Origin of the sequence: Enterobacter cloacae complex sp. XAL002, from assembly GCF_049236805.1 — a bacterium.
GTDB lineage: Bacteria > Pseudomonadota > Gammaproteobacteria > Enterobacterales > Enterobacteriaceae > Enterobacter > Enterobacter intestinihominis.
Genome location: NZ_JBMKJN010000017.1, coordinates 45,696 through 68,905, shown reverse-complemented (window position 1 = coordinate 68,905; position 23,210 = coordinate 45,696). Strand labels below are relative to the sequence as shown.

General features: G+C 57.9%; 21 protein-coding genes. 9 read left to right on the top strand and 12 right to left on the bottom strand.

The annotated features are described in order from the left end of the window. Positions 1 to 4: 4 nt before the first annotated feature. Together ACOT0L_RS16630 and ACOT0L_RS16625 are read left to right on the top strand one after the other, a co-directional pair. A complete protein-coding gene (locus tag ACOT0L_RS16630) occupies positions 5 to 2,128 on the top strand; it encodes an alpha-galactosidase (RefSeq protein ID WP_126503581.1) in 2,124 nt (707 codons plus the stop codon). Between the two features lie 44 nt (positions 2,129 to 2,172). After that, positions 2,173 to 3,450, top strand: a complete 1,278-nt coding sequence (locus ACOT0L_RS16625; RefSeq protein WP_126503579.1) for an MFS transporter — start codon at positions 2,173 to 2,175, stop codon at positions 3,448 to 3,450. On the opposite strand, the gene rhaM is transcribed toward ACOT0L_RS16625, so the two are convergent. From rhaM to rhaB, 9 genes are all read right to left on the bottom strand, one after another. After that, the gene (rhaM, locus tag ACOT0L_RS16620; RefSeq protein WP_063138142.1) at positions 3,438 to 3,752 is read right to left on the bottom strand and encodes an L-rhamnose mutarotase; all 315 of its coding nucleotides are present in this window, start codon (positions 3,750 to 3,752) and stop codon (positions 3,438 to 3,440) included. The genes ACOT0L_RS16625 and rhaM overlap by 13 nt on opposite strands. Further along, positions 3,749 to 4,897 (bottom strand): lactaldehyde reductase, encoded by a 1,149-nt coding sequence (gene fucO / locus ACOT0L_RS16615; RefSeq protein ID WP_003861980.1) that lies wholly within the window; start codon positions 4,895 to 4,897, stop codon positions 3,749 to 3,751. The genes rhaM and fucO overlap by 4 nt, the downstream gene beginning before the upstream one ends. Positions 4,898 to 5,032: 135 nt before the next feature. Beyond that, positions 5,033 to 6,034, bottom strand: a complete 1,002-nt coding sequence (locus ACOT0L_RS16610; RefSeq protein WP_126503577.1) for an ABC transporter permease — start codon at positions 6,032 to 6,034, stop codon at positions 5,033 to 5,035. Continuing rightward, entirely contained in the window at positions 6,031 to 7,035 is a 1,005-nt protein-coding gene (locus ACOT0L_RS16605) for an ABC transporter permease (protein ID WP_126503575.1), read from the bottom strand. The genes ACOT0L_RS16610 and ACOT0L_RS16605 overlap by 4 nt, the downstream gene beginning before the upstream one ends. Further along, a complete protein-coding gene (locus tag ACOT0L_RS16600) occupies positions 7,035 to 8,537 on the bottom strand; it encodes a sugar ABC transporter ATP-binding protein (protein ID WP_023305095.1) in 1,503 nt (500 codons plus the stop codon). Before ACOT0L_RS16600 ends, ACOT0L_RS16605 begins: the two co-directional genes overlap by 1 nt. 99 nt (positions 8,538 to 8,636) lie before the next feature. Further along, complete coding sequence (gene rhaS, locus ACOT0L_RS16595) at positions 8,637 to 9,623, bottom strand: rhamnose ABC transporter substrate-binding protein (RefSeq protein WP_032626938.1); 987 nt, start codon at positions 9,621 to 9,623, stop codon at positions 8,637 to 8,639. Positions 9,624 to 9,705: 82 nt separating this feature from the next. Beyond that, the gene (gene rhaD, locus ACOT0L_RS16590) at positions 9,706 to 10,536 is read right to left on the bottom strand and encodes a rhamnulose-1-phosphate aldolase (RefSeq protein WP_022649818.1); all 831 of its coding nucleotides are present in this window, start codon (positions 10,534 to 10,536) and stop codon (positions 9,706 to 9,708) included. Positions 10,537 to 10,657: 121 nt separating this feature from the next. Beyond that, the gene (gene rhaA, locus ACOT0L_RS16585; protein WP_022649817.1) at positions 10,658 to 11,917 is read right to left on the bottom strand and encodes an L-rhamnose isomerase; all 1,260 of its coding nucleotides are present in this window, start codon (positions 11,915 to 11,917) and stop codon (positions 10,658 to 10,660) included. Continuing rightward, positions 11,914 to 13,383, bottom strand: a complete 1,470-nt coding sequence (rhaB, locus tag ACOT0L_RS16580; protein ID WP_048965903.1) for a rhamnulokinase — start codon at positions 13,381 to 13,383, stop codon at positions 11,914 to 11,916. Before rhaB ends, rhaA begins: the two co-directional genes overlap by 4 nt. A 301-nt stretch (positions 13,384 to 13,684) precedes the next feature. Here rhaB and rhaS (ACOT0L_RS16575) point away from each other — a divergent pair, with 301 nt between their 5' ends. Both rhaS (ACOT0L_RS16575) and rhaR read left to right on the top strand, forming a co-directional pair. Beyond that, the gene (gene rhaS, locus ACOT0L_RS16575; protein WP_022649815.1) at positions 13,685 to 14,521 is read left to right on the top strand and encodes an HTH-type transcriptional activator RhaS; all 837 of its coding nucleotides are present in this window, start codon (positions 13,685 to 13,687) and stop codon (positions 14,519 to 14,521) included. A 73-nt stretch (positions 14,522 to 14,594) separates the two neighbouring features. Beyond that, positions 14,595 to 15,443 carry an HTH-type transcriptional activator RhaR gene (rhaR, locus tag ACOT0L_RS16570; protein WP_022649814.1) on the top strand — a complete coding sequence of 283 codons (849 nt, stop codon included), beginning with the start codon at positions 14,595 to 14,597 and terminating at the stop codon, positions 15,441 to 15,443. Here the strand turns inward: rhaR and rhaT are convergent, their stop codons facing one another. Beyond that, a complete protein-coding gene (gene rhaT, locus ACOT0L_RS16565) occupies positions 15,444 to 16,478 on the bottom strand; it encodes an L-rhamnose/proton symporter RhaT (protein ID WP_022649813.1) in 1,035 nt (344 codons plus the stop codon). It abuts the gene before it with no gap. A 288-nt stretch (positions 16,479 to 16,766) separates the two neighbouring features. On the opposite strand from rhaT, the gene sodA reads away from it, so the two are divergent. Then, positions 16,767 to 17,387, top strand: coding sequence for a superoxide dismutase [Mn] (gene sodA / locus ACOT0L_RS16560; RefSeq protein ID WP_003861999.1), 621 nt, complete (start codon positions 16,767 to 16,769; stop codon positions 17,385 to 17,387). Positions 17,388 to 17,453: 66 nt separating this feature from the next. Continuing rightward, positions 17,454 to 18,128, top strand: a complete 675-nt coding sequence (yiiM, locus tag ACOT0L_RS16555; protein WP_038416933.1) for a 6-hydroxyaminopurine reductase — start codon at positions 17,454 to 17,456, stop codon at positions 18,126 to 18,128. Positions 18,129 to 18,227: 99 nt separating this feature from the next. Here the strand turns inward: yiiM and cpxA are convergent, their stop codons facing one another. Next, complete coding sequence (cpxA, locus tag ACOT0L_RS16550) at positions 18,228 to 19,601, bottom strand: envelope stress sensor histidine kinase CpxA (RefSeq protein WP_022649811.1); 1,374 nt, start codon at positions 19,599 to 19,601, stop codon at positions 18,228 to 18,230. Continuing rightward, positions 19,598 to 20,296 carry an envelope stress response regulator transcription factor CpxR gene (gene cpxR / locus ACOT0L_RS16545; protein WP_003862004.1) on the bottom strand — a complete coding sequence of 233 codons (699 nt, stop codon included), beginning with the start codon at positions 20,294 to 20,296 and terminating at the stop codon, positions 19,598 to 19,600. The genes cpxA and cpxR overlap by 4 nt, the downstream gene beginning before the upstream one ends. A 150-nt stretch (positions 20,297 to 20,446) precedes the next feature. Here cpxR and cpxP point away from each other — a divergent pair, with 150 nt between their 5' ends. The 3 genes from cpxP (at position 20,447) to pfkA (ending at position 23,138) form a co-directional block, all read left to right on the top strand. Beyond that, positions 20,447 to 20,953, top strand: coding sequence for a cell-envelope stress modulator CpxP (gene cpxP, locus ACOT0L_RS16540; protein ID WP_023298904.1), 507 nt, complete (start codon positions 20,447 to 20,449; stop codon positions 20,951 to 20,953). A 153-nt stretch (positions 20,954 to 21,106) separates the two neighbouring features. Then, positions 21,107 to 21,991, top strand: coding sequence for a CDF family cation-efflux transporter FieF (gene fieF / locus ACOT0L_RS16535; RefSeq protein ID WP_023298903.1), 885 nt, complete (start codon positions 21,107 to 21,109; stop codon positions 21,989 to 21,991). Between the two features lie 184 nt (positions 21,992 to 22,175). Continuing rightward, positions 22,176 to 23,138, top strand: coding sequence for a 6-phosphofructokinase (pfkA, locus tag ACOT0L_RS16530; protein WP_003862009.1), 963 nt, complete (start codon positions 22,176 to 22,178; stop codon positions 23,136 to 23,138). Positions 23,139 to 23,210: the final 72 nt, after the last annotated feature.

The following is a 23,210-nucleotide window of genomic DNA, read 5'->3' as shown; positions in this document are numbered from 1 at the left end:
TCCGATGCAAGATGCCATTTTTCGACTTGAAAGCAATACGGTTGACGTGGTGCTAAAAACCCATCCGTTCGCCGAAATTCTCTACTGGGGACCGCACCTTCACCACTTTTCGCCGCAGGATGTGCTGAGTATTGCGCGCCCGGTTGCTAACGGCAGGCTGGACGTCGACTCGCCCGTCACGCTGATGGCAGAGCTGGGGCACGGCCTGTTTGGTTCGCCCGGCATCGAGGGGCATCGCCAGGGGCTGGACGGTTCGCCTGTCTTCACCACCACAGGCGTACAACAGCAGGGGCAAACCCTGACGGTAACGGCGGAAGATAAACAGGCGGGCCTGCGCCTGACCAGCGAGCTGGTGCTGGATGCCAGCGGCGTACTGGTGGTGCGCCATGGGTTAACCAACCTGAAAACGCTGGCGTGGCAGGTGGATCGCTTTGCCGTGACGCTGCCGGTGGCCGAACGTGCGCAGGAGGTGATGGCCTTCCACGGACGCTGGATAAGGGAGTTTCAGCCGCACCGCGTTACGCTTGAGCACGACAGCTTCGTGATTGAAAACCGCCGGGGTAAAACCTCCCACGAACATTTCCCGGCACTGATTTCAGGTACGCCGTCATTCAGTGAAATGCACGGCCACGTCTGGGGTGTGCATCTGGGCTGGAGCGGCAACCACCGCCTGCGCGCAGAGGTGAAAACCGATGGCCGCCGCTATATGCAGGCCGAAGCGCTCTACCTGCCGGGTGAAATGGCGATTGAAGAGGGGGAAACGCTCTGGACGCCGCGCCTGTATGCCAGCCACTCCCCGCACGGGCTGAATGGCATGAGCCAGCAGTTCCACCGCTACCTGCGCGATAACGTTATCCGCTTCCCGGAAGATAAACCGCGCCTGGTGCATCTCAACACCTGGGAGGGGATTTACTTCGACCACGATCCGGACTACATCATGCGCATGGCCGACGAGGCCGCAGCGCTGGGCGTGGAGCGCTTTATCATTGACGACGGCTGGTTCAAAGGCCGCAACGACGACCACGCCGCGCTGGGCGACTGGTATCTGGACGAGAAAAAATACCCGAACGGCCTTAAGCCGGTAATCGATCACGTTAAACAGCTCGGCATGGAGTTTGGTATCTGGGTTGAGCCGGAGATGATTAACCCGGATTCCGATCTGTACCGCGCGCACCCTGACTGGGTGCTGGCGCTGCCGGGCTACGCCCAGGCGACCGGGCGACATCAGCTGGTGCTCAATCTTAATATTCCGCAGGCCTTTGATTATCTGGTCGAGCGCATGAGCTGGCTGCTGGGCGAACACGCGGTCGACTACGTGAAATGGGACATGAACCGCGAGCTGGTGCAGCCAGGGAACAAGGGCAAAGCCGCCGCCGATGCCCAGACGCGCCAGTTTTATCGCCTGCTGGACGTGCTGGGCGAGCGTTTCCCGCACATTGAGTTTGAATCCTGCTCCTCCGGCGGCGGGCGAATCGATTATGAAGTGCTGACCCGCTGCCACCGCTTCTGGGCGTCCGACAATAACGACGCGCTGGAGCGCAACACTATCCAGCGCGGCATGAGCTACTTCTTCCCGCCGGAGGTGATGGGGGCGCATATCGGTCATCATAAATGTCACGCTACCTTCCGCCAGCACAGCATTCAGTTCCGCGGACTGACGGCGCTGTTTGGTCACATGGGGCTGGAGCTGGATCCGCTCACCGTCGACGCGCAGGAGCGTGAAGGCTATCGACATTACGCCGCGCTGTATAAGCGGTGGCGCGAGGTCATTCATCACGGCACCCAGTGGCGCGTGGATATGCCGGACGCCACCACCCTGGCGCAGGGTATAGTGAGCGAAGACAAGACGCAGGGGCTGTTTTTGGTCAGCCAGCTCGCGATGCCGGATTACACCCTGATGATGCCGCTGCGCATGCCGGGGTTAGACGCCAGCGCGCAGTACCGCATCACGCTGCTCGATCACCCGAACATTCAGATTACGGGCGAGGGCGGGCACACCATGCGCAAGCTGCCGGCGTGGATGGACGCGCCGCAAACGGTAAGCGGTGAATGGCTGATGCAGGCGGGTATTGCGCTGCCAATTCTGGATCCGGAAACCGCCATTCTGATTGGTGTGGAACGCGTGTAAGGGTGACGGGCCGGGCAACCGGCCCTCCGTTGAGGATAAAAATAATGAACACAACAACCTGTACCCACAAAGACAACCCTAACTTCTGGATCTTCGGGCTGTTCTTCTTTCTCTACTTCTTCATCATGGCCACCTGTTTTCCGTTCCTGCCGATCTGGCTGTCGGACATCATCGGCCTGAACAAAACCCATACGGGGATTGTTTTCTCCTGCATCTCGCTGTCGGCCATTGCCTTCCAGCCGGTGCTGGGGGTCATTTCGGACAAGCTGGGGCTGAAAAAACACCTGCTGTGGATCATTTCGGTGCTGCTGTTCCTGTTCGCGCCGTTCTTCCTGTACGTCTTCGCCCCGCTGCTGAAAACCAATATCTGGCTGGGGGCGCTGAGCGGTGGGTTGTATATCGGCTTTGTCTTCTCAGCGGGTTCGGGGGCGATTGAGGCCTACATTGAACGCGTGAGCCGCAACAGCTTTTTTGAGTACGGCAAGGCGCGCATGTTCGGCTGTCTCGGCTGGGGGCTGTGCGCCTCAACGGGCGGCATCCTGTTCGGCATCGATCCGTCGTATGTTTTCTGGATGGGGTCGGCGGCGGCGCTGTTGCTGATGCTGCTGCTGATGGTCGCGAAACCGAAGCCCAACCAGACGGCGCAGGTGATGAATGCCCTGGGCGCCAATCAGCCGCAGATCACCGCTAAAACCGTGTTCAACCTGTTCCGCCAGCGCAGAATGTGGATGTTCATCCTGTACGTGATTGGCGTGGCCTGCGTATATGACGTCTTCGACCAGCAGTTTGCTACCTTCTTCAAAACCTTCTTCGCCACGCCGCAGGAGGGGACCCGCGCCTTTGGTTTCGCCACCACAGCGGGGGAAATCTGTAACGCGATCATCATGTTCTGCTCGCCGTGGATCATTAACCGCATCGGTGCGAAAAACACGCTGCTGATTGCCGGGGTGATCATGGCGACGCGCATTATCGGATCGTCGTTTGCCACAACCGCCGTGGAGGTGATTGCCCTGAAGATGCTGCACGCGCTGGAAGTCCCGTTCCTGCTGGTGGGGGCATTCAAGTACATCACCGGGGTGTTTGATACGCGCCTGTCGGCCACCATCTACCTGATTGGCTTCCAGTTTGCCAAACAGTCGGCGGCGATCTTCCTCTCCGCCTTTGCCGGAAATATGTATGACCGGGTCGGCTTCCAGGAGACGTACCTGATGCTGGGCTGCTTCGTGCTGGCGATTACGGTGGTGTCGGCATTTACGCTGAGTGGCAGGCGGGAGATTGCTGCCGCCTCGGGGGCAGCAGCGTTAACACATCAGTCCAGGTAAAACACCTCGTTCAGCGCCGAACTCACCGGGCTGTTATCCGGGTTCGACGGCATAACATCACCCATATATTTCCACCAGCGCTGGCAGACATCGGTGTTTGCCACCGCGTTCCAGCGCTCTTCCGATTCAATCTCCACCGTCGCAAACAGCAGGTTGCGAGCTTTGTCGAGATAGATGGCGTAGTGGTGCGCGCCGTGGGCTTTCAGTACCGCCTCCAGCTCAGGCCAGATCGGGTTGTGGCGACGTGCGTACTCCTCGTGCGCGTCCGGGTTTACCTGCATCACAAACGCTTTGCGGATCATAATGCCTCCAGGTACAGCTCGCGGACCTCATCGCGGCTGGCGGTACGTGGGTTGCACGGCGCGCACGGGTCAGCGAGCGCTTTATCCAGCCAGCCTTCAATATCGGCTTTGGTGACGCCGAGCTGGCTAAATCCGGACGGAATGCCGACCCGGGCGCTCAGATCGCGAATCGCCTGAATGGCGGACATGCTGGCCGCTTCGTCGCTCATGCCGCGCGTGTCAACGCCCATCGCCTGCGCCACACGGGCGAATCGGGCGACCGCGTTCGGGCGGTTAAAGTTTTCGATGATCGGCAGCAGGATGGCGTTGCACACGCCGTGCGGCAGGTTGTGCGTCGCGCCCGGCTGGTGCGCCAGAGCATGCACCAGCCCCAGCCCGGCGCTGTTAAACGCCATGCCCGCCAGATACTGCCCAAAAGCCATCTGCTCGCGCGCTTCCAGGTTGTGACCGTCGTCGACCGCTTTCGGCAGCCAGAGGTTGATCAGACGAATGGCTTCCAGCGCGTTGGCATCGGTTAGCGGGTGTGCGCCCACGGAGACGTAAGCTTCAATGGCGTGGGTTAGCGCGTCCATGCCGGTTGCGGCGGTTACGGAGGCCGGAATATCGAGCATCACGCTGGCATCGTCCACGGCGATATCCGGGATGATGTTCGGGTCGATAATCACCTCTTTCACCTGCCGCGCGGCGTCAATGATCACCGCGTTGCTGGTCATCTCCGCCGCCGTGCCTGCGGTGGTGTTGATCGCCACCAGCGGCACGCCCGCGTTTTTCACCTTGCCGACGCCGGAATAATCGGTTGACGGGCCCGGGTTGGCGGTGAGGATTTTTATCGCCTTGGCGGTATCAATCGGGCTGCCGCCGCCAAAGGCAATCAGGTAATCACACTCCGCATCCTGATATGCCGCATAGCCTTTTTGCACCAGCGCTTCCGTCGGATTCGGGAATACTTCATCGAACAGGTGATACGACATCTGATGGGCGTCGAGCGCGGAAAACAAACTGTCGAGCAGGCCCAGCTTCACCAGCTGGCCGTCGGTGACAATCAGCGCTTTTCCCCACTGCTTGTTTGCCACCAGATTGACCATATCGCCGATCGCGCCCGCGCCGTGCAGGCTGATTTTGGGGAGTGCCAACATAAAGCTCATGATAATTCTCCTTAATATGCTTTTGAGGTAATCCGTTCCCCTCACCCTAACCCTCTCCCCGGAGGGGAGAGGGGACTGCTTGGTGCGGCTTTTCACCCTCTCCCCTCAGGGGAGAGGGCAGGGGTGAGGGGCAATTTAATTCCGTCTTCGCAGCATCATCCGGCGGGTAATAATCGGCAGCGAAATCACCACGATCAGCATCGCGCCGATAATCACCGACATCACAATGCCGGGCACGTTGAGCAGGCTCAGGCCGAAGGTCACCAGCCCCATCAGGAAGGCGGCGATAATCACGCCCACCATGCTGCCGGACCCACCGAGAATATTGACGCCGCCGAGCACCGCCATCGTCACCACCGCCAGCTCCCAGCCCATCGCGATGGTCGGGCGGGTGCTGCCCAGACGCGAGGTAAGCAGCACCGACGCCAGGCCGGACATCAGCCCAACCAGCGCGAAGAGGATCAGGTTGTGGCGCTTCACGTTGATGCCGGAGTACCACGCGCCGGTCGGGTTGTTGCCGATGGCGTAGGTGCGGCGGCCAAAGTTGGTGCGGTGCAGCACAAAGGCAAACAGAGCGGCCAGCACGATAAACAGCGCGAATTCAAACGACAGCGCGCCCCAGACGTAGCCCTGGCCGAACCAGGCGAAGCTCTCAGGGTAGCTGTTCAGCGCCTGGTCCCCGAGCAGAATGTAGGTGATCCCGCGGTACAGGCTCATGGTGCCGATGGTGATGACGATGGACGACAGGTTAAAGCGCGTCACCAGAATGCCGTTGAACAGCCCGCACAGTAGCCCGACGCCTAATCCGACGCAGATCAGCAGCGGCGTATCGACGCCCGCCGCCGCGCAAAAGCCCATCACCGTGGAGCTGAGCGCGATGGTGGAGGCTACCGACAGGTCAATTTCCCTGGCAATAATCAGCATCGCCATCGGCAACACGATGATCGCTTTTTCGGTGAAGTTGAACGTCGCGTCGGAGAGGTTCCAGATATTGAGAAAGTAGGGTGAGGCGAGCGCGTTCACCACGAACACCGCCAGCGTCACCGCCAGCAGGAAGCCCTCCCAGCACAGCAGACGCTGGAAGATGCCCGGCGCAGAAGTGGGTTTGATTGCTTCAGATGTCATCATTTTGCTCATGATTTCACCGCCAGTTTCTGACGTGCCAGCGCCGCATCGCGCAATATCAATCGGCCTTTACGTTTATTGCCGCGCTCGTTCAGCAGCACCGCTATCACAATTACCGTGCCGGAAATCGCCATCTGCCAGAACGGGGAGACGCCGATCACCGGCAGGGCGTTGTTAATCACCCCGAGGAACAGTGCGCCAAACAGACAGCCGAGCACGCCCCCGGTGCCGCCCATGGTGCTGATCCCCCCAATCACACAGGCTGCCACCACCTGCAATTCAAAACCGTTAGCGACGTCAACATACGCAACGGCAAAGCGCGATATCCACAGGTAGCCGCAGAACCCGGCCAGCAGACCGGAAAGGCAGAAACTAATGAACTGCATTTTTCCGGCGTTGATCCCGGTGTAGTATGCTGCCGTGGCATTTCCGCCTGCGGTGTAGAGCGCTCGTCCGGTGCGGCTGTAGCGCAGGAAGTAGCCCACCAGCAGCAGCGCGGCGATGGCGCACCAGCTCAGCACCGGCAAGCCCAGCACTGACGCACGTGGCAGGCCGAGGAAATCTGTACCCATCTGGTTTGAGTTCACCCAGCCGCCGCCGGAGAGCAAAAAGATCATTCCGCGGTAGATGCTCATAGTGCCGAGCGTTACCACAATCGCCGGAATGCCCAGCTTCCACACCAGCAGACCGTTTATCGCGCCCATCAGCAGCCCAAGCACGCTGGCAAGGATCAGCAGCGCCCAGACGGGCACGTCCGGGTAATGGAAATTAATCAGGGCGACAATCATCCCGGTCAGGGCCAGATTGGCCGCCATCGACAGGTCGATGCCTTTCGTGAGCAGCACCATCATCTGCCCGAGCGCGAGGACGATCAGAATGGCGGTGTCGTTAAACATCTCCACCAGGTTGCCCGGCGCGATAAACGATGGCACGCGGCTGCCAATGGCGACGATCATCAGGATAATCACCGCGCCCAGCAGGGCTTCGCGGTGTTTTAAGAGTGAGCTAAGCATTATGCCGCCTCCTGTTTTGCACCGCTGGCGGCGCTGACGATGGTTTCCGCCGTCGCGTCTCCCGCCTGGTACTCGGCCACCATCAGCCCCTCGTGCATGACGATAATGCGATCCGCCATGCCCATCACTTCCGGCAGTTCGGACGAGACCATAATTACCGCCAGCCCCTGACTGACCAGCTCGGACATAAACTGATGCACGGCTGCTTTTGAGCCGATATCGATGCCTTTTGTCGGCTCATCGAGGATAATCACGTCAGGGTGCGTCGCCAGCCATTTGCCGATCACAACCTTTTGCTGGTTGCCGCCAGAGAGGGTCTCCACCGCCTGCTTCCAGCTGAAGGCTTTCACTTGCAGGCGTTTGGCGTATTCGTCCGCCAGCTTCCATTCACGGTCGTCATGCAGCACACCGTTCGGATTGAGCTTGCTGAGCTGAGGCAGGCTGATGTTCTGGGCAATCGGCAGGGCGATAATCGCCCCCTGTTTCTGTCTTTCTTCCGGCACGCAGACGATACCGGCTTTGATCGCATCCGCAGGCTGGCGGAAGCGCCGGGGCTGTCCGTTGAGGATAATTTCCCCGGACGATGGCCGCGTGACGCCGGAAAGCGCCTGCATCAGCTCGGTACGCCCGGCCCCCACCAGCCCGTAAAAGCCGAGGATTTCTCCTTTACGCAGGGAGAACGAGATATGCGCAAACTCGGTCGGATGGCAGAGGTTTTTCACCTCCAGCACCGTCTCGCCTTTTTCGCAGTCTATTTTAGGGAAAGTTTGGGTAATGGCGCGCCCGACCATCATCGACACCATGCGCTCCTCGGTGATCTCATTTATTGCACCTGCGCCGACGAACGCGCCGTCGCGCAAAATAGTGTAGTGATCGGCCAGCTCAAAAATCTCGTCGAACTTGTGGGAAATAAACAGGATGGCTTTGCCCTCCTGCTTTAAGCGCTCCACAATCTGGTAAAACTCGAGGATTTCATGCTGCGACAGCGCCGCCGTCGGTTCATCGAGGATCACCACCTGCGCCTCAAACGACAGCGCGCGGGCAATCGCCACCATGTGACGCTGGGCGATGCTCAGGGTTTTCAGCGTCGCGCGCGGGTCGATTTGCACTTCCAGCCGCGTGAGGATCGCCTGCGCCCGGCGGTGCATTTCCGGCCAGTCGAGCTTTTTCAGGAAGCCTTTGTGAAGGTACTGACCGACAAAAATATTCTCGGTGACCGAGAGTTCATCAAACAGCACGGTTTCCTGGTGAATGGCGGTGATGCCCATTTTATGCGCCGACTCCGGCGTCGGGAGATGAACGGGGATCGCTTTATAGAGAATTTCGCCCTCGTCGGGCTGGTAAATGCCGGTCATCACTTTGACCAGCGTCGACTTGCCCGCGCCGTTTTCGCCGATAAGCGCCGTCACTTTGCCGGGCCACAGCGCAAGCTGCACGTTCTCAAGAGCACGCACGCCGGGGAACACCTTGGTGATGCCAGAAAGCTGTAGCAATGGGGTCATGATAGTTCTCCTGGACAGAGGAATTTGTAGGGCGGGTAAGCGGCAGCGCCACCCGCCTTTTGCCGGATGGCGCTACGCTTATCCGGCCTACAAATTGCATCAAAAGATTTTCGAGAACTTATCAATATTGCTGGCATCGTAGACGAACGGCTCGGCCATCGCGCCGTTGCCGTCAGCATCCAGCTTCACTTTGCCCAGTCTGCCCATGCTGGCCTCACCTTTCTTGGCCGTGCCTTTCACCAGGTCATCCGCCAGGTAGGTTGCCGCATAGCCGAGGTCAATCGGGTTCCAGATGGCAAAGCTCTTGCTCGCGCCGGACTTCACCGCGCCCGCCATCTCGGACGGCAGGCCTAAACCGGTGACGTACACTTTGCCAATCTTGCCCTGGTCCTTCACCGCCTGCGCAGCGGCCACAATGCCCACGGACGATGGCGAAACAATCACTTTCAGTTCGGGGTAGGTTTTCAGCAAGCCGACCGCTTCGCGGTAGCTTTTGTCAGAGAGATCGTCTCCGTAGGCCACGGTCACCAGATTGACGGACGGGTACTTCGGCAGCACCTTTTTCATCTCCGCAATCCATGTATTCTGGTTGGTGGAGGTTGGCGTGGCGCTCAGCACCGCCACGTCGCCCTTCTCCACGTTCAGCGCTTTCAGCGCGTCGGCGGCGAGCTTCACGTTGGTTTCGCCAATCAGGGCATTATTGGACGGGTTGAGGTGGATCTGGCGTCCGGCTTTCGCCACCCCGGAGTCCCACGACACAACCTTAATGCCGCGCTGCATCGCTTTTTTCAGCACCGGCACGACGGCGTCCGGATCGTTCGCGGAAATCGCGATCGCATCCACGCCCTGGGCGATCAACCCGTTCAGCACCTCGATCTGCGCTTCCGCCGTGGTGGTGGTCGGGCCGGTATAAATCACTTTCACATCGCCTAACTCTTTGGCCGCCTCCTGCGCGCCGACGTTCGCTGCCTCGAAGAATCCATTTCCTAAGGACTTCGCCACCAGGGCGATTTTCACTTCTGCTAAAGCGGAACCGGACAACGCCAGAGCGGCAACGGTGAGGATCAAGCTTGCTTTTATTTTCATTGCTTTTACTCCACTGACTTGAGTTAGTTGTAGGGATTGCAGGTGGTTTTCGCCCCGTCTCAATGAGCGGGGCGCGATGTTGTTATTGGTACAGATCTAACGCCGACTGCATGGGGGTGACGCCAAAGCGTTTGCCCAGGGCGATCAGCTCTTCCCGGGTGATGGTCTGCTTCATGCCGCCCATGGAATAGACCTTCACCAGCACTTCCGCGGATTTCTCGGCGGTGTCGATCAGGCCGAAGGTTTCATCCAGCGTCGGGCCGCTGCCGAAGACGCCGTGGAACGGCCACAGCACCAGTGAGTGCTTCTGCATGTCCGTTGCGGTCGCCTGGCCGATTTCGTCGGTGCCCGGCACCATCCACGGCAGAATGCCGACGCCGTCCGGGAACACCACCAGACACTCGGTACTGCCTTCCCACAGTTTGCGAGTGAAGAAATCAGAATTATTTTCCAGCACGTAGGTCAGGGCGATCAGGTTGGTGGCGTGGCAGTGCATGATCACGCGGTCCTTGCCATTGGTCGCCTTGATGCGCTCGCAGTGGGAGAGGAAGTGCGCCGGCAGTTCAGAGGTAGGCACCGCGTCGTCCGTTAGCCCCCACAGAATGTGGTAGCCCGCGCCGTCGCTGTCCACTTTCACCACGCCAAGGTTGGCCTGCGGGTCGAGCTGGACGTTGCGGAAGAACTTCCCGGAACCGGTGACGATAAACGGCGTGTTGGCGAGCAGCGGCATCGGCTGGCTCAGGGCGATATAGCGCGGCTTCTGGTGGAAATCGGCGGCAAATGGCTCAATATCCGCGTCGTCCAGGCGTAGCGTCAGGTTGCCGCCGTTGCGCTCATCCCAGCCTTTGAGCCAGGCGTCAGAGGTGGCTTTGATCATGCCCTGGACGAACCAGGAGGTGGTGATGGTCTGCATAGTTTTCATTTCCAGTTATCGCGGTGAGGTTGAACCCCTCACCCTAACCCTCTCCCCAAAGGGGAGAGGGGATGGTTTGCTCCCTCTCCCCTTTGGGGAGAGGGCAGGGGTGAGGGGGCTGTTACCCGCGCTGACTCAACACGTCTTCCTCATATGCCCGCACGTTGTCCAGCCACTGGCTGCCCGCAGGCGCATCGTGACGCTGGCAGTACATCTCCCACACCGCCTGCCACGGCAGGGATTTCTGCTCTTCCAGCAGCGCCAGGCGCGCGGTGTAGTCGCCGTTTTCTTCCAGCTGTTTCAGGGCGGCGACAGGCTCCAGCAGCGCGCGCAGCAGGGCTTTCTTCATGTTGCGGGTGCCGATAACCCACGCCGCGATGCGGTTGATGGAGGCGTCGAAGAAGTCGAGGCCAATGTGTACGCGGTCAAAGAGGTCGTGGCGGATGATTTCGCTGGCAATGGCCTGGGTTTCGTCATCCAGCAGCACCACGTGGTCGCTGTCCCAGCGCACCGGGCGGCTGACGTGCAGCAACAGACGCGGCACGTAGAGCATGGCGGCGGAAATTTTGTCGGAGATCACCTCGGTTGGGTGGAAGTGGCCGGCATCCAGGCACAGCGCGGTCTGGCGGCTGGTGGCGTAACCCATGTAGAACTCGTTTGAGCCCACGGTGTAGCTCTCTGCGCCAATGCCGAACAGCTTGCTTTCGACGGCGTCGATGTGGTGCGCCGGGTCCAGTTTTTCGCTGATAGCTTCATCCAGCGCGGCCAGCAGACGCTGACGCGGGGCCAGTCGGTCTACGGTGATGTCTTTCATGCCGTCCGGGATCCAGATATTCATTACCGACGGCGTGCCAAGCTGCTCGCCGAAATACGCCGAGACGCGGCGGCTGGCTTTGACATGGTCGATCCAGAACTGGCGGATTTCGTCGTTGGCGTGCGCAAGGGTAAACCCGTCCGCGCTCAGCGGGTGCGAGAAGCAGGACGGGTTAAAATCCAGACCCAGCCGGTTGGCCTTCGCCCACTCCACCCAGTTCTTAAAGTGTTCCGGTTTGATTTCGTTACGCGCGACCGGCTCGTCGGATTCGAGATAAATGGCGTGCAGGTTCAGGCGCTTTGGCCCGGGGATCAGGCTCAGCGCCAGCTCCAGATCCGCACGCAGTTCGGTGGCGTTGCGCGCTTTGCCCGGGTAGTTACCCGTGGCCTGAATACCTCCCGTCAGGGAACCGCCCGGGTTCTCGAAACCGGCGACGTCATCACCCTGCCAGCAGTGCATGGAGACGGGCAGACGGTCGAGCTGGCGCAGCGCCTCTTCGACATCCACGCCGACGGCGGCGAAACGCTGTTTAGCCAGGTCCCAGGCTTGTTCAAGTTGAGTGGTCATGCGCAAAGCTCCTTAGTCAGTCGTTTTTGCTGAAACTGCGCCCGGTAGCGGGCAATTTCATGGCAGGGATGGGGGGTGAAGGTAGTCAGGCTGTTATTCGCCGTCACCACCGAACGGAAATCGTCGACGTTTGAAAGTTCGTCCAGGGTCATCAGCTGAATGCCGATATTGCCGAGCGTGGAGGCTTCAATCGGACCTGCCACCACGGTAATGCCGCAGGCATCCGCGCAGAGCTGGTTCAGCAGCTGGTTCTGGCAGCCGCCGCCCACGATATGCAGTTGTGTGAACGGTTTGCCGCGAAGGTCAGCCAGCTCGCTCAGGATGTCGGCATACAGCAGGGCGAGGCTGTCAAAAATGCAGCGTGCCAGCTCGGCGGAGCGGGAAGGTACTGGCTGCCCCGCTTCAAAACAGGCGGCCTGGATTTCGGCGCTCATGTGCACCGGGTTGATAAAGCGATCGTCGTTCGGGTTGATCAGGAAGGTGCAGGCCTTCAGCGTTTCGGTTTCCGCGATAAGCGCGGGCAGGTCGGTGATGGCCTGCTCTTTCAGCACCCGCTGGAGCAGCCACAGCCCCATGATGTTCTTCAGCACCCGGTAGCGGCCTTCGGCACCGCCTTCGTTGGTGATGTTCGCCGCCATCGCGGCATCGCTGGTGTACGGGGTTTTGCTCTCGAAGCCCATCAGCGACCAGGTGCCGGAAGAGAGATAGGCCGCATCTTTGTCGGCGAGCGGCGAGGCAATGACCGCGCTCGCGGTGTCGTGACTGGCGACGGCGACAACAGGGATTTCATTCCCCTGCGGGCAAAGCCAGTGACCGATCACATTGCCCGGATGGGTTGGCGCGCCGAACCAGGACGGCGAGGCGCCCGTCCAGGCCAGCAGATGTTCATCCCAGTTATCGGTGTTGATGTTGACCAGCTGCGTGGTGGTGGCGTTGGTGTATTCCCAGTTCATATTGCCGGTCAGACGGTAGCTTAAGTAGTCCGGGATCAGCAGCGCATGCGCCACCTTTTCGACCAGCTCAGGCTGTTGCTCAACCAGCGCACGTAGCTGATACAGCGTGTTAAACGGCAGGAACTGGATGCCACTGCGACCATAGATGTTCTCCTTGCCAAGCTGTGCGATGGCGTGCGCCATCAGCCCATCGGTGCGGCTGTCGCGGTAGGAGACCGGCAGGCCGACGCGTTCGCCGTGACTGTCCAGCAGCACGTAATCCACACCCCAGGTATCAATGCCGATACTGTCGATGCGAATACCGTCTTCGCAGACGTTGTGAAGTCCGGTGCGGATCTCTGCTTCCAGGGCGTCGATATCCCAGGTAACAAAACCGTCCTGTTTTTGCAGGCAATTGGCGAAACGGTGCATTTCGCGAAGCGTAAGGGTGTGCAGGTCGCAGTCCCAGGTGGCGAGCATTACACGGCCGCTGGATGCGCCTAAATCGACAGCCACACAATGGCGAAAAGTCATGGTCGGGTCCTTTCTTAAGTCATTAGCGAGGAGTGTAAGAAAGGGAAGAAATAGCCACCTTCTCGCCACTGACAGCCCAAATCTCGCGCTGGCAAGAAAGCAAAGATGAACGTGAGGGAGTTCACAGTTTCCAGTAATCGCGGGGTTTGCAGGCAGTGTGACGCTGACCGCATTTCCCGATCTTTCCGCCTGTTTCTTGAAAAACCGGCAGCTTTTGCGCGGTTTGCTGTCAAAAATTTAAGGTGAGCGGGGAAGGCCTTAATTACTATTTTGAGAACTTTTCTCATTGGTAGAGGCCGTTATGACCGTACTGCACAGCGTCGATTTTTTTCCTTCGGGGGCTTCGCCGGTTGCGATTGAGCCACGGCTGCCTCAGGCTGCGTTCCCGGAACATCATCATGATTTTCATGAAATTGTGATTGTTGAGCACGGAACGGGCATCCACGTGTTTAATGGTCAGCCGTATACCATCAGCGGCGGTACGGTGTGCTTCGTGCGCGATCACGACAGGCACCTGTATGAACATACCGATAACCTGTGCCTGACCAATGTGCTCTATCGTTCTCCGGATGCGTTTCAGTTTCTCTCCGGGCTGAATCAGCTGTTGCCGCAGGAGAAGGACGGCCACTACCCGTCGCACTGGCGGGTGAATCAGTCCACGTTGCAGCAGGTGCGTCAGCTGGTAAGCCAGATGGAGCAGAGCGAGGATGGACAGGAGACGCACGCCATTGCTACCCGCGAGATGCTGTTTATGCAGCTGCTGGTGCTGCTGCGGCGCAGCAGCCTGGTGGAAGGGCTGGAAAATAACGACGCGCGCCTGAATCAGCTGATGGCATGGCTGGAAGATCATTTTGCCGAAGATGTCTGCTGGGAAACGCTGGCGGATGACTTTTCGCTCTCGCTGCGCACGCTGCATCGTCAGCTCAAGCAGCATACCGGGCTGACGCCGCAGCGCTACCTCAACCGTCTGCGCCTGATCAAAGCGCGTCACCTTTTAAGGCACACGGATGAAAGCGTCACCGATATCGCCTATCGCTGCGGTTTCGGCGACAGTAACCACTTTTCAACGCTGTTTCGCCGGGAATTTAGCTGGTCGCCGCGCGATATCCGTCAGGGGAAAGACGCGTTGCTTCAGTAACGCGAGGGCAGTCACCGTTTTTTTACCGCAGAAAGGCTAATAATGTCCGGTTATTCGCCGTCGAGGTTGTGGTGTGGCTGCTCAGTTAATTCTTCGTAAAGATGATTTTTTTGCCTCCGCGAGTCAGGCCGTCGCGGTGGCGGACCGCTATCCGCAAAACGTCTTTGCCGAGCATACCCACGAGTTCTGCGAGCTGGTGCTGGTGTGGCGGGGCAACGGCCTGCACGTCCTCAACGACCGTCCCTACCGCATCACGCGCGGAGACCTGTTCTACATCCGCGCCGAAGATAAACATTCTTACGCCTCGGTTAACGATCTGGTGTTGCAGAACGTCATCTACTGCCCTGACAGGCTTAAACTGAATGTCGACTGGGCGGGCAATATCCCCGGTTTACATGATGCCAGAGGCGAACCGCACTGGCGCTTAAGCAGCAACGGCATGGCTCAGGTGCGCCAGACGATTTCCCAGCTGGAGCAGGAGAGCCAGAAGAGCGATCCGGTGGCAAACCAGATGTCGGAGCTGCTTTTTGCCCAGCTGGTGATGACCCTGAAGCGCCATCGTTACGCTACGGATAATCCCTCTGCCACCACGCAGGAAGCGCTGCTGGATAAGCTCATCACCCGGCTTGCGGGCAGTCTTAACAAGAGTTTCGTGCTGGAAAAATTCTGCGAGCAGGAGCAGTGCAGCGAGCGCGCGCTGCGCCAGCAGTTCCGCACCCAGACGGGGATGACGGTAAACCACTATCTGCGCCAGCTGCGCATCTGCCACGCTCAGTATCTGTTACAGCATACGGAGCTGATGGTGAGTGAAGTGGCGATGCGCTGCGGCTTTGAGGACAGTAACTACTTTTCGGTGGTGTTTAACCGTGAGGTGGGGATGACGCCGGTTCAGTGGCGTCATCGCAGTCGAAAGGCAGCGTAATCAGTTCGCCATGCCGAGGCCGACGATATTGGCCGCAATGATAATCACCACGCAGCCCAGGCTCAGCACGCCAACCGGACGACGCCCGGCGTTGTTCCACTCTTTCAGCACCAGCCCAACCAGCCCGCCGCACAGCACGTAGAAGCTCATGTGCAGCATCCAGCTCATGTAGTCATACTGCGCCGGAATACTGGCGTGACCCCAGGCGTAAAAGAAGAATTGCAGATACCACATCAGACCGCCGAGGGCGGAAAGCAGGACGTTGGTGACGATCAGCGGTTTTGCCAGCGAGAAGTCGGCTTTTACCGACAGATTCTTCACTTTTGCCAGACGAATGAAGCAAAAGCCGAGGTTTACCAGTGCGCCGCCGCCCATGATCACCACGTAGCTTGGCAGGGCAACGTACAGCGGGTCGACGCCCAGCGCCGCAGCGGCGTCGTGCATCGGTTTGGCGGCGTTCATCGCGAACGACATGCCCGCCGAGAAGACGCCGCACATCACCGCCAGTAGCAGCCCTTTCTTCAGGTTGAACTCTTCGGCTTTGATGCCCATCTTGCGTTCTTTCAACTGGCCCGCGCGGGTGACAATTCCCACGCCGATCACCGCTACCAGCACGCCCAGCAGCGTCATTCGCCCACCCTGGGTGTTGATCAGCACATCGAAGTTGCCGTTGAGGATTGGCGTCATCAGGGTGCCAACAATCAGCGTAATGCCGATCGCGATGCCAATCCCCATCGACATTCCGAGGTAGCGCATGGTGAGGCCGTAGTTGATATTACCGATACCCCACATCGCGCCGAACAGGAATACCGGCAGCAGGGTGGAGGCGTTGAAGGAGGAGAAGTAGCCCCAGAAATCGGGCAGCAGCATGGCGCTGATTGTCCACGGCAAAATCAGCCAGGACACGGTACCGCCAACGGACCACATGGTTTCCCATGACCAGCCTTTCACCTTTTTAAACGGGGCATAGAAACAGGCTGCACTGGCCGCGCCTATCAAATGCCAGAAGATACCCATCGTAATCGCATGATTCATTTTTACATCCTCATCGTTTTTATAGCCGGAGGCTTCCCGCCGACTTGATGAGTGTAAAAATTAGGCGGTTTGGGAACCTTCAGAAGGTTGCCGCACTTTTGTTTTGAATGGCAATCAGCACGTTAACCGCGTGAGCAGACTCACAATTCCTTCATTTCTCAAAAACCGAATAACCTTATAAAAACTACGGCATTGATAATCATTTTCAATATCATTTAATTAACTATAATGAACCAACTGCTTACGCGGCATTAACAGCTGTGCCGCCCGACAATAATGGAGAGGATTATGAGTTATACACTGCCATCCCTGCCGTATGCCTACGACGCACTGGAACCGCATTTCGACAAGCAGACGATGGAAATCCATCACACTAAACATCACCAGACCTACGTGAATAACGCGAATGCTGCGCTGGAAAGCCTGCCAGAGTTCGCTAATCTGCCTGTTGAAGAGCTGATCACCAAACTGGACCAGCTGCCAGCAGACAAGAAAACCGTGCTGCGCAACAACGCGGGCGGTCACGCTAACCACAGCCTGTTCTGGAAAGGCCTGAAAACCGGCACCACCCTTCAGGGCGACCTGAAAGCGGCTATCGAGCGTGACTTCGGTTCCGTTGACAACTTCAAAGCGGAATTCGAAAAAGCCGCTGCAACCCGTTTCGGCTCTGGCTGGGCGTGGCTGGTCCTGAAAGGTGACAAACTGGCGGTCGTTTCAACCGCAAATCAGGACTCCCCGCTGATGGGTGAAGCTATCTCTGGCGCATCCGGCTTCCCAATTCTGGGTCTGGACGTGTGGGAACACGCTTACTACCTGAAGTTCCAGAACCGTCGCCCTGACTACATCAAAGCCTTCTGGGATGTAGTGAACTGGGACGAAGCAGCAGCGCGTTTCGCCGCTAAAAAATAAGGTTGCATTGACGCCTGTGAGAAGCGAGTCTGATGACTCGCTTTTTTTGTATCTGAAGGAGTGGAGATGCATTACCCGGTGAATGTGTTTACAGGCAAGGTAAGGGAGTACGAAGGCAGTCGCCCGAGCGCTATCGCCAAAGTGCAGGTCGACGGTGAGCTGACGCTTACCGAGCTTGGTCTGGCGGGCGACCAGCAGGCCGAAAAGAAAATCCACGGCGGGCCCGATCGCGCGCTGTGCCACTATCCGCGCGAGCACTATCAGCACTGGAAAACCGAATTTCCTGAACAGGCGGACCTTTTCGTCGCCCCCGCGTTTGGCGAAAATCTCTCAACGGAAGGGCTGACGGAGAAGAACGTCTTTATTGGCGATATTTATCGCTGGGGCGATGCTCTGATTCAGGTCACCCAGCCGCGCTCGCCGTGCTTCAAACTTAACTACCATTTTGGCATTCAGGATATGTCGGCCCAGCTGCAAAACGCGGGTAAAACCGGCTGGCTGTATCGCGTTGTGCAGGCGGGACAGGTTTCGGCGGATGCGCCGATTGAGCTGGCTTCGCGCCTGAGTGAGGTGTCGGTATTCGAGGCCTGTGCCATTGCCTGGCATATGCCGTTCGACGATGAACAGTTTCACCGCCTGCTGTCAGCGGCAGGATTATCCACCAGCTGGACCAGAACGATGCAGAAGCGGCGGATAAGCGGCAAGATCGAGAGCAGTTCGCGGAGATTGTGGGGGAAATAATTGCCCCTCACCCCGGCCCTCTCCCCAAAGGGGCGAGGGTGAAAAGACCGCACCGAGCCGTCCCCTCTCCCCTATGGGGAGAGGGTTAGGGTGAGGGGATTACGAACGCTTATACAGCGGCAGCCACAGCGTTAGCCGCAGCCCGCCCAGCGGGCTGTCATCGGCTTTCACCCAGCCACGGTGCTGCTGCATGGCGGTTTCAACAATCGCCAGACCCAGCCCCGTACCGCCAGATTCACGGTCGCGCGCCTCGTCGGTACGGTAGAACGGACGGAAAATCTGCTCGCGATCTTCCGGGCTGACGCCTGGACCGTCGTCGTCCACGATGATAGTGATCCCGTCTTTATCCACCGAGAACGCCACTTCAATCTTCGTGTGCGAGTAGCGCAGGGCGTTACGCACGATATTCTCCAGCGCGCTTTCCAGCGTGTTGGGGTTACCGTAGAGCGGCCACGGGCCCGGCGGGAAGTTGACGGTGAACGATTTGCCCATCTGCTCCGCTTCGAACGCCGCGTTGTCCAGCACCTCATGCCAGAGGTGATTGGCTTTCACCGTTTCGCTCACCAGCGCGTTTTTCTGCTGATTGCGCGACATCACCAGCAGATCGTTGATCATGCTGTCCAGGCGATGCGCTTCCGTCTCAATACGCTCCAGCTCTTTGCTCTCACCGCTGCGACGGCGCAGCAGGGCGGTACCCAGCTGTAAACGCGTGAGCGGCGTACGCAGCTCGTGGGAGATATCCGACAGCAGACGTTGCTGGGCCGTCATCATTCGATCAAGCGCGCTCACCATCTGGTTAAAACTGGTTCCGGCGGCCAGGAACTCCTGCGGCCCGGATTCCAGCTCCGGATGCTGCCTCAGGTTGCCCTGCGCCACTTCGTCCGCCGCATTTTTCAGCTTACGCGCCGGTTTCGCCAGGCTCCACGCCAGCCATAACAGCAGCGGGGAACTGACCAGCATCGTGACAATCAACAGCAAAAGCGGACGGTCAAACAGCAGGTTGATAAAGTCGGACTGTGAACTGCTCGCAGGGCGAATCAGATAGAGCTGGTAATTGTCTTCCCCATCCCGCACCGAGAAAGGACCGACCATCTCTACCCGACCATATTTCTTTTTCTGTGGGTGATCGGCATTATCCGCCTGGCCAATAAAGTTGCGGATAATCTGCATTTCATTGCGATCGGCCCCAATCACGCGGCCTTCACTGGTGACCAGTAAAAGACGTTGTCCGGGGGGCGCCCACTTGTCGATAGCGCGAAACAACCTGCGCCACCACATTAAATCGTTCGGCGGATCGTTTGCCAGCTCCGCTTCCACGTGCTGCTCGATCATCACGCCCTGACGTTGCTCGCTGTCGAGTAGCTCCGTCATCTGGCGTGAGTCGAGTTTTGGCAACATCAAAACGAGCATTAAAACCAGTGCCAGCGTCAGCCAGAAGATGGCGAAGATGCGGGCGGTTAAGCTGCCTATCATGAAGCGGAAACCATCAGATAACCGCGACCACGCAGGGTTTTAAACCAGGGGTGACCGTCTTTACGTTCTGGCAGCTTACGGCGCAGGTTCGAGATATGCATATCGATGGCGCGGTCAAACGGGGTGAGGCGTTTGCCCAGCACTTCCTGGCTCAAGTGTTCACGCGACACCACCTGGCCGAGATGCTGCGCCAGCAGATACAGCAGGGTGAACTCGGTGCCGGTTAGCTCCAGCGTTTCACCGTCGAAGCTCGCTTCCTGGCGGCCCGGGTTCAGGCTCAGGGAGTCCACTTCCAGCGTAGGTGAGCTGTTGTCGGTATTCTGCTGCTGCTCGCTCCAGTGAGAGCGGCGCAGGATCGCGCGAATACGGGCCACCAGTTCACGGTCGTTGAACGGCTTAGGTAAATAGTCATCCGCACCCAGCTCAAGGCCGAGTACGCGGTCAAGCTCGCTGCCGCGCGCGGTCAGCATAATGACGGGGGTCTGGTGTGTCTGGCGAAGCTCTTTCAACGTATCAATACCGTTTTTCTTCGGCATCATGACGTCGAGCAAAAGTAAATCGATGCTGTCGTCAAGGAGACTCAGCGCCTGTTCCCCATCGTGGGCAACCAGGACGTTGAAACCTTCCATGTCGAGCAACTCCTTTAAAAGAGATGTGAGCTCTCGGTCATCATCAACTAACAGGATTTTATTCATTGTTTAAATACCTCCGAGGCAGAAATTACGACATCAAGGCTATCTAATCCATGACTTTACGTTGTTTTACACCCCCTGACGCATGTTTGCAGCCTGAATCGTAGACTGTCTCTCGTTGAATCGCGACACGAAAGATTTTGGGAGCAAGTGATGCGCAAAGTTACCGCTGCCGTCATGGCCTCAACGCTGGCCTTCTGTGCGTTTAGCCAGGCTGCTGTAGCTATCAACAGCGATAACGGTTCCTCAGTAGAGGGCGCAACGCAGCACAGCAGCCAAAGCCATATGTTTGACGGCATAAGTTTAACCGAACATCAGCGTCAACAGATGCGAGATCTGATGCAGAGGGCACGACACGACCAGCCCCCTGTTAATGTTAGCGAAATGGAGACAATGCATCGCCTTGTCACCGCAGAAAATTTTGACGAAAGCGCTGTACGCGCTCAGGCAGAAAAAATGGCGCAGGAACAGGTTGCCCGCCAGGTAGAAATGGCGAAGGTTCGCAACCAGATGTTCCACCTGCTAACGCCCGAGCAGCAAGCGGTTTTGAATACCAAACATCAGCAACGTATGAACCAGTTGCGTGAGGTTGCACGGATGCAGCGAAGCTCAGATATGACGCTTTTCAGTAGCAATAGCAGTACCCGTAGTAACCAGTAAACCCTGTTTTCCTTGCCATAGACACCATCCCTGTCTTCCCCCACATGATGTGGGGGTTTTTTTTGCCCATCGTTCAGTGTTGTTAACGCTTTATTCATCCTTTCACTCCACCACCATCCGTTATACTAGCGCCATGGCATGACAGGAGTGTTTATGAATCAATCCTATGGACGGCTGGTAAGCCGGGCCGCAATAGCCGCGACGGTGACGGCGTCGTGTTTGCTGATCATTAAAATTTTCGCGTGGTGGTACACCGGGTCGGTTAGTATTCTGGCGGCGCTGGTGGATTCACTTGTGGATATTGCCGCCTCGCTGACCAACCTGCTGGTGGTGCGCTATTCGCTGCAACCGGCAGATGAAGAGCATACGTTTGGCCACGGCAAAGCGGAATCGCTGGCCGCGCTGGCACAAAGTATGTTTATTTCTGGCTCCGCGCTTTTCCTGTTTTTGACCGGCATTCAGCATCTTATTTCGCCTTCTCCGATGAACGATCCGGGCGTTGGTGTGGTCGTAACCGTAGTTGCACTTATAAGCACACTTGTTCTTGTAACGTTCCAGCGCTGGGTTGTACGCAAAACACAAAGCCAGGCTGTACGGGCCGATATGCTTCATTATCAGTCTGATGTTATGATGAATGGGGCAATTCTTATTGCGCTCGGTCTGGCCTGGTATGGCTGGCATCGTGCCGATGCGTTGTTTGCGTTAGGGATAGGGATCTATATTTTATACAGCGCGTTGCGGATGGGGTATGACGCGGTACAGTCGCTTCTTGACCGTGCGCTTCCGGATGCAGAACGTGATGAAATTTATGCCATCGTGACCCACTGGCCTGGCGTCAGTGGTGCTCACGATCTTCGTACGCGGCAGTCAGGGCCGACCCGCTTTATTCAGATTCATTTGGAAATGGAAGACAACCTGCCACTGGTTCAGGCGCATATGGTCGCTGAACAGGTGGAGCAGGCGATTTTGCAGCGTTTCCCTGGGTCAGACGTCATTATTCACCAGGATCCGTGCTCTGTCGTCCCCAGGGCGTTTTGAGCTTTCGTAATTCGTTGTAAAAAAGTGAGCCAGACCAGCATTTTGTGGATAAATTACCACCATATGGCCTGACCTGAATCAATTCAGCTGGAAGGGATTGATATACTATTTGCAGTATTCGACGGTTGAACAGTTTCTTCCGGCAGCAGATTTCAATTTTGCATTCCTAAGTTCAGAGGTAGTCATGATTAAGAAAATCGGTGTGTTGACAAGCGGCGGTGATGCGCCGGGCATGAACGCGGCAATCCGTGGGGTTGTCCGTGCAGCGCTGACGGAAGGTCTGGAAGTTTTTGGTATCTATGACGGTTACCTGGGTCTGTATGAAGACCGCATGGTTCAGCTCGACCGCTACAGCGTGTCTGACATGATCAACCGTGGCGGTACTTTCCTCGGTTCCGCGCGCTTCCCGGAATTCCGTGACGAACACATCCGTGAAGTGGCTATCGAAAACATGAAAAAACGGGGTCTGGATGCGCTGGTGGTTATCGGCGGCGACGGCTCGTACATGGGTGCAAAACGTCTGACTGAAATGGGCTTCCCGTGCATCGGCCTGCCTGGCACCATCGACAACGACATCAAAGGCACTGACTACACCATCGGTTACTTCACTGCGCTGGGTACCGTTGTGGAAGCGATTGACCGCCTGCGTGACACCTCTTCCTCTCACCAGCGTATTTCCATTGTTGAAGTGATGGGCCGTTACTGCGGTGACCTGACCCTGGCAGCGGCCATTGCCGGTGGCTGTGAGTTCGTGGTAGTTCCGGAAGTAGAGTTCAGCCGTGAAGATCTGGTCGCAGAGATCAAAGCCGGCATCGCGAAAGGTAAGAAACACGCCATCGTTGCTATCACCGAGCACATCTGTGACGTTGACGAGCTGGCGAAGTACATCGAAACCGAAACCAAACGCGAAACCCGCGCGACCGTTCTGGGTCACATTCAGCGTGGCGGTTCCCCAGGCCCGTACGACCGTATCCTGGCGTCCCGCATGGGTGCGTATGCGATCGAGCTGCTGCTACAGGGCCACGGCGGCCGCTGCGTCGGTATTCAGAACGAGAAACTGGTTCACCATGACATCATCGACGCCATTGAAAACATGAAGCGTCCGTTCAAAGGTGACTGGCTGGACTGCGCGAAAAAACTGTACTGATCGGCTCTGTTGCCCGGTGGCGCTGCGCTTACCAGGCCTACAAAAGCACGGATCGTAGGCCGGGTAAGGCGT

Excerpts from the sequence above, each read along its gene's own strand:
- pfkA (WP_003862009.1), top strand. The coding sequence starts at position 22,176 with ATGATTAAGAAAATCGGTGTGTTGACAAGCGGCGGTGATGCGCCGGGC.
- cpxP (WP_023298904.1), top strand. The coding sequence starts at position 20,447 with ATGCGCAAAGTTACCGCTGCCGTCATGGCCTCAACGCTGGCCTTCTGT.
- rhaT (WP_022649813.1), bottom strand. The coding sequence starts at position 16,478 with ATGAATCATGCGATTACGATGGGTATCTTCTGGCATTTGATAGGCGCG.
- rhaB (WP_048965903.1), bottom strand. The coding sequence starts at position 13,383 with ATGACTTTTCGCCATTGTGTGGCTGTCGATTTAGGCGCATCCAGCGGC.
- ACOT0L_RS16630 (WP_126503581.1), top strand. The coding sequence starts at position 5 with ATGCAAGATGCCATTTTTCGACTTGAAAGCAATACGGTTGACGTGGTG.
- rhaA (WP_022649817.1), bottom strand. The coding sequence starts at position 11,917 with ATGACCACTCAACTTGAACAAGCCTGGGACCTGGCTAAACAGCGTTTC.
- yiiM (WP_038416933.1), top strand. The coding sequence starts at position 17,454 with ATGCATTACCCGGTGAATGTGTTTACAGGCAAGGTAAGGGAGTACGAA.
- rhaD (WP_022649818.1), bottom strand. The coding sequence starts at position 10,536 with ATGCAGACCATCACCACCTCCTGGTTCGTCCAGGGCATGATCAAAGCC.
- ACOT0L_RS16600 (WP_023305095.1), bottom strand. The coding sequence starts at position 8,537 with ATGACCCCATTGCTACAGCTTTCTGGCATCACCAAGGTGTTCCCCGGC.
- fucO (WP_003861980.1), bottom strand. The coding sequence starts at position 4,897 with ATGAGCTTTATGTTGGCACTCCCCAAAATCAGCCTGCACGGCGCGGGC.
- rhaS (WP_032626938.1), bottom strand. The coding sequence starts at position 9,623 with ATGAAAATAAAAGCAAGCTTGATCCTCACCGTTGCCGCTCTGGCGTTG.
- ACOT0L_RS16605 (WP_126503575.1), bottom strand. The coding sequence starts at position 7,035 with ATGCTTAGCTCACTCTTAAAACACCGCGAAGCCCTGCTGGGCGCGGTG.
- cpxR (WP_003862004.1), bottom strand. The coding sequence starts at position 20,296 with ATGAATAAAATCCTGTTAGTTGATGATGACCGAGAGCTCACATCTCTT.
- sodA (WP_003861999.1), top strand. The coding sequence starts at position 16,767 with ATGAGTTATACACTGCCATCCCTGCCGTATGCCTACGACGCACTGGAA.
- cpxA (WP_022649811.1), bottom strand. The coding sequence starts at position 19,601 with ATGATAGGCAGCTTAACCGCCCGCATCTTCGCCATCTTCTGGCTGACG.
- fieF (WP_023298903.1), top strand. The coding sequence starts at position 21,107 with ATGAATCAATCCTATGGACGGCTGGTAAGCCGGGCCGCAATAGCCGCG.
- ACOT0L_RS16610 (WP_126503577.1), bottom strand. The coding sequence starts at position 6,034 with ATGAGCAAAATGATGACATCTGAAGCAATCAAACCCACTTCTGCGCCG.
- ACOT0L_RS16625 (WP_126503579.1), top strand. The coding sequence starts at position 2,173 with ATGAACACAACAACCTGTACCCACAAAGACAACCCTAACTTCTGGATC.
- rhaM (WP_063138142.1), bottom strand. The coding sequence starts at position 3,752 with ATGATCCGCAAAGCGTTTGTGATGCAGGTAAACCCGGACGCGCACGAG.
- rhaS (WP_022649815.1), top strand. The coding sequence starts at position 13,685 with ATGACCGTACTGCACAGCGTCGATTTTTTTCCTTCGGGGGCTTCGCCG.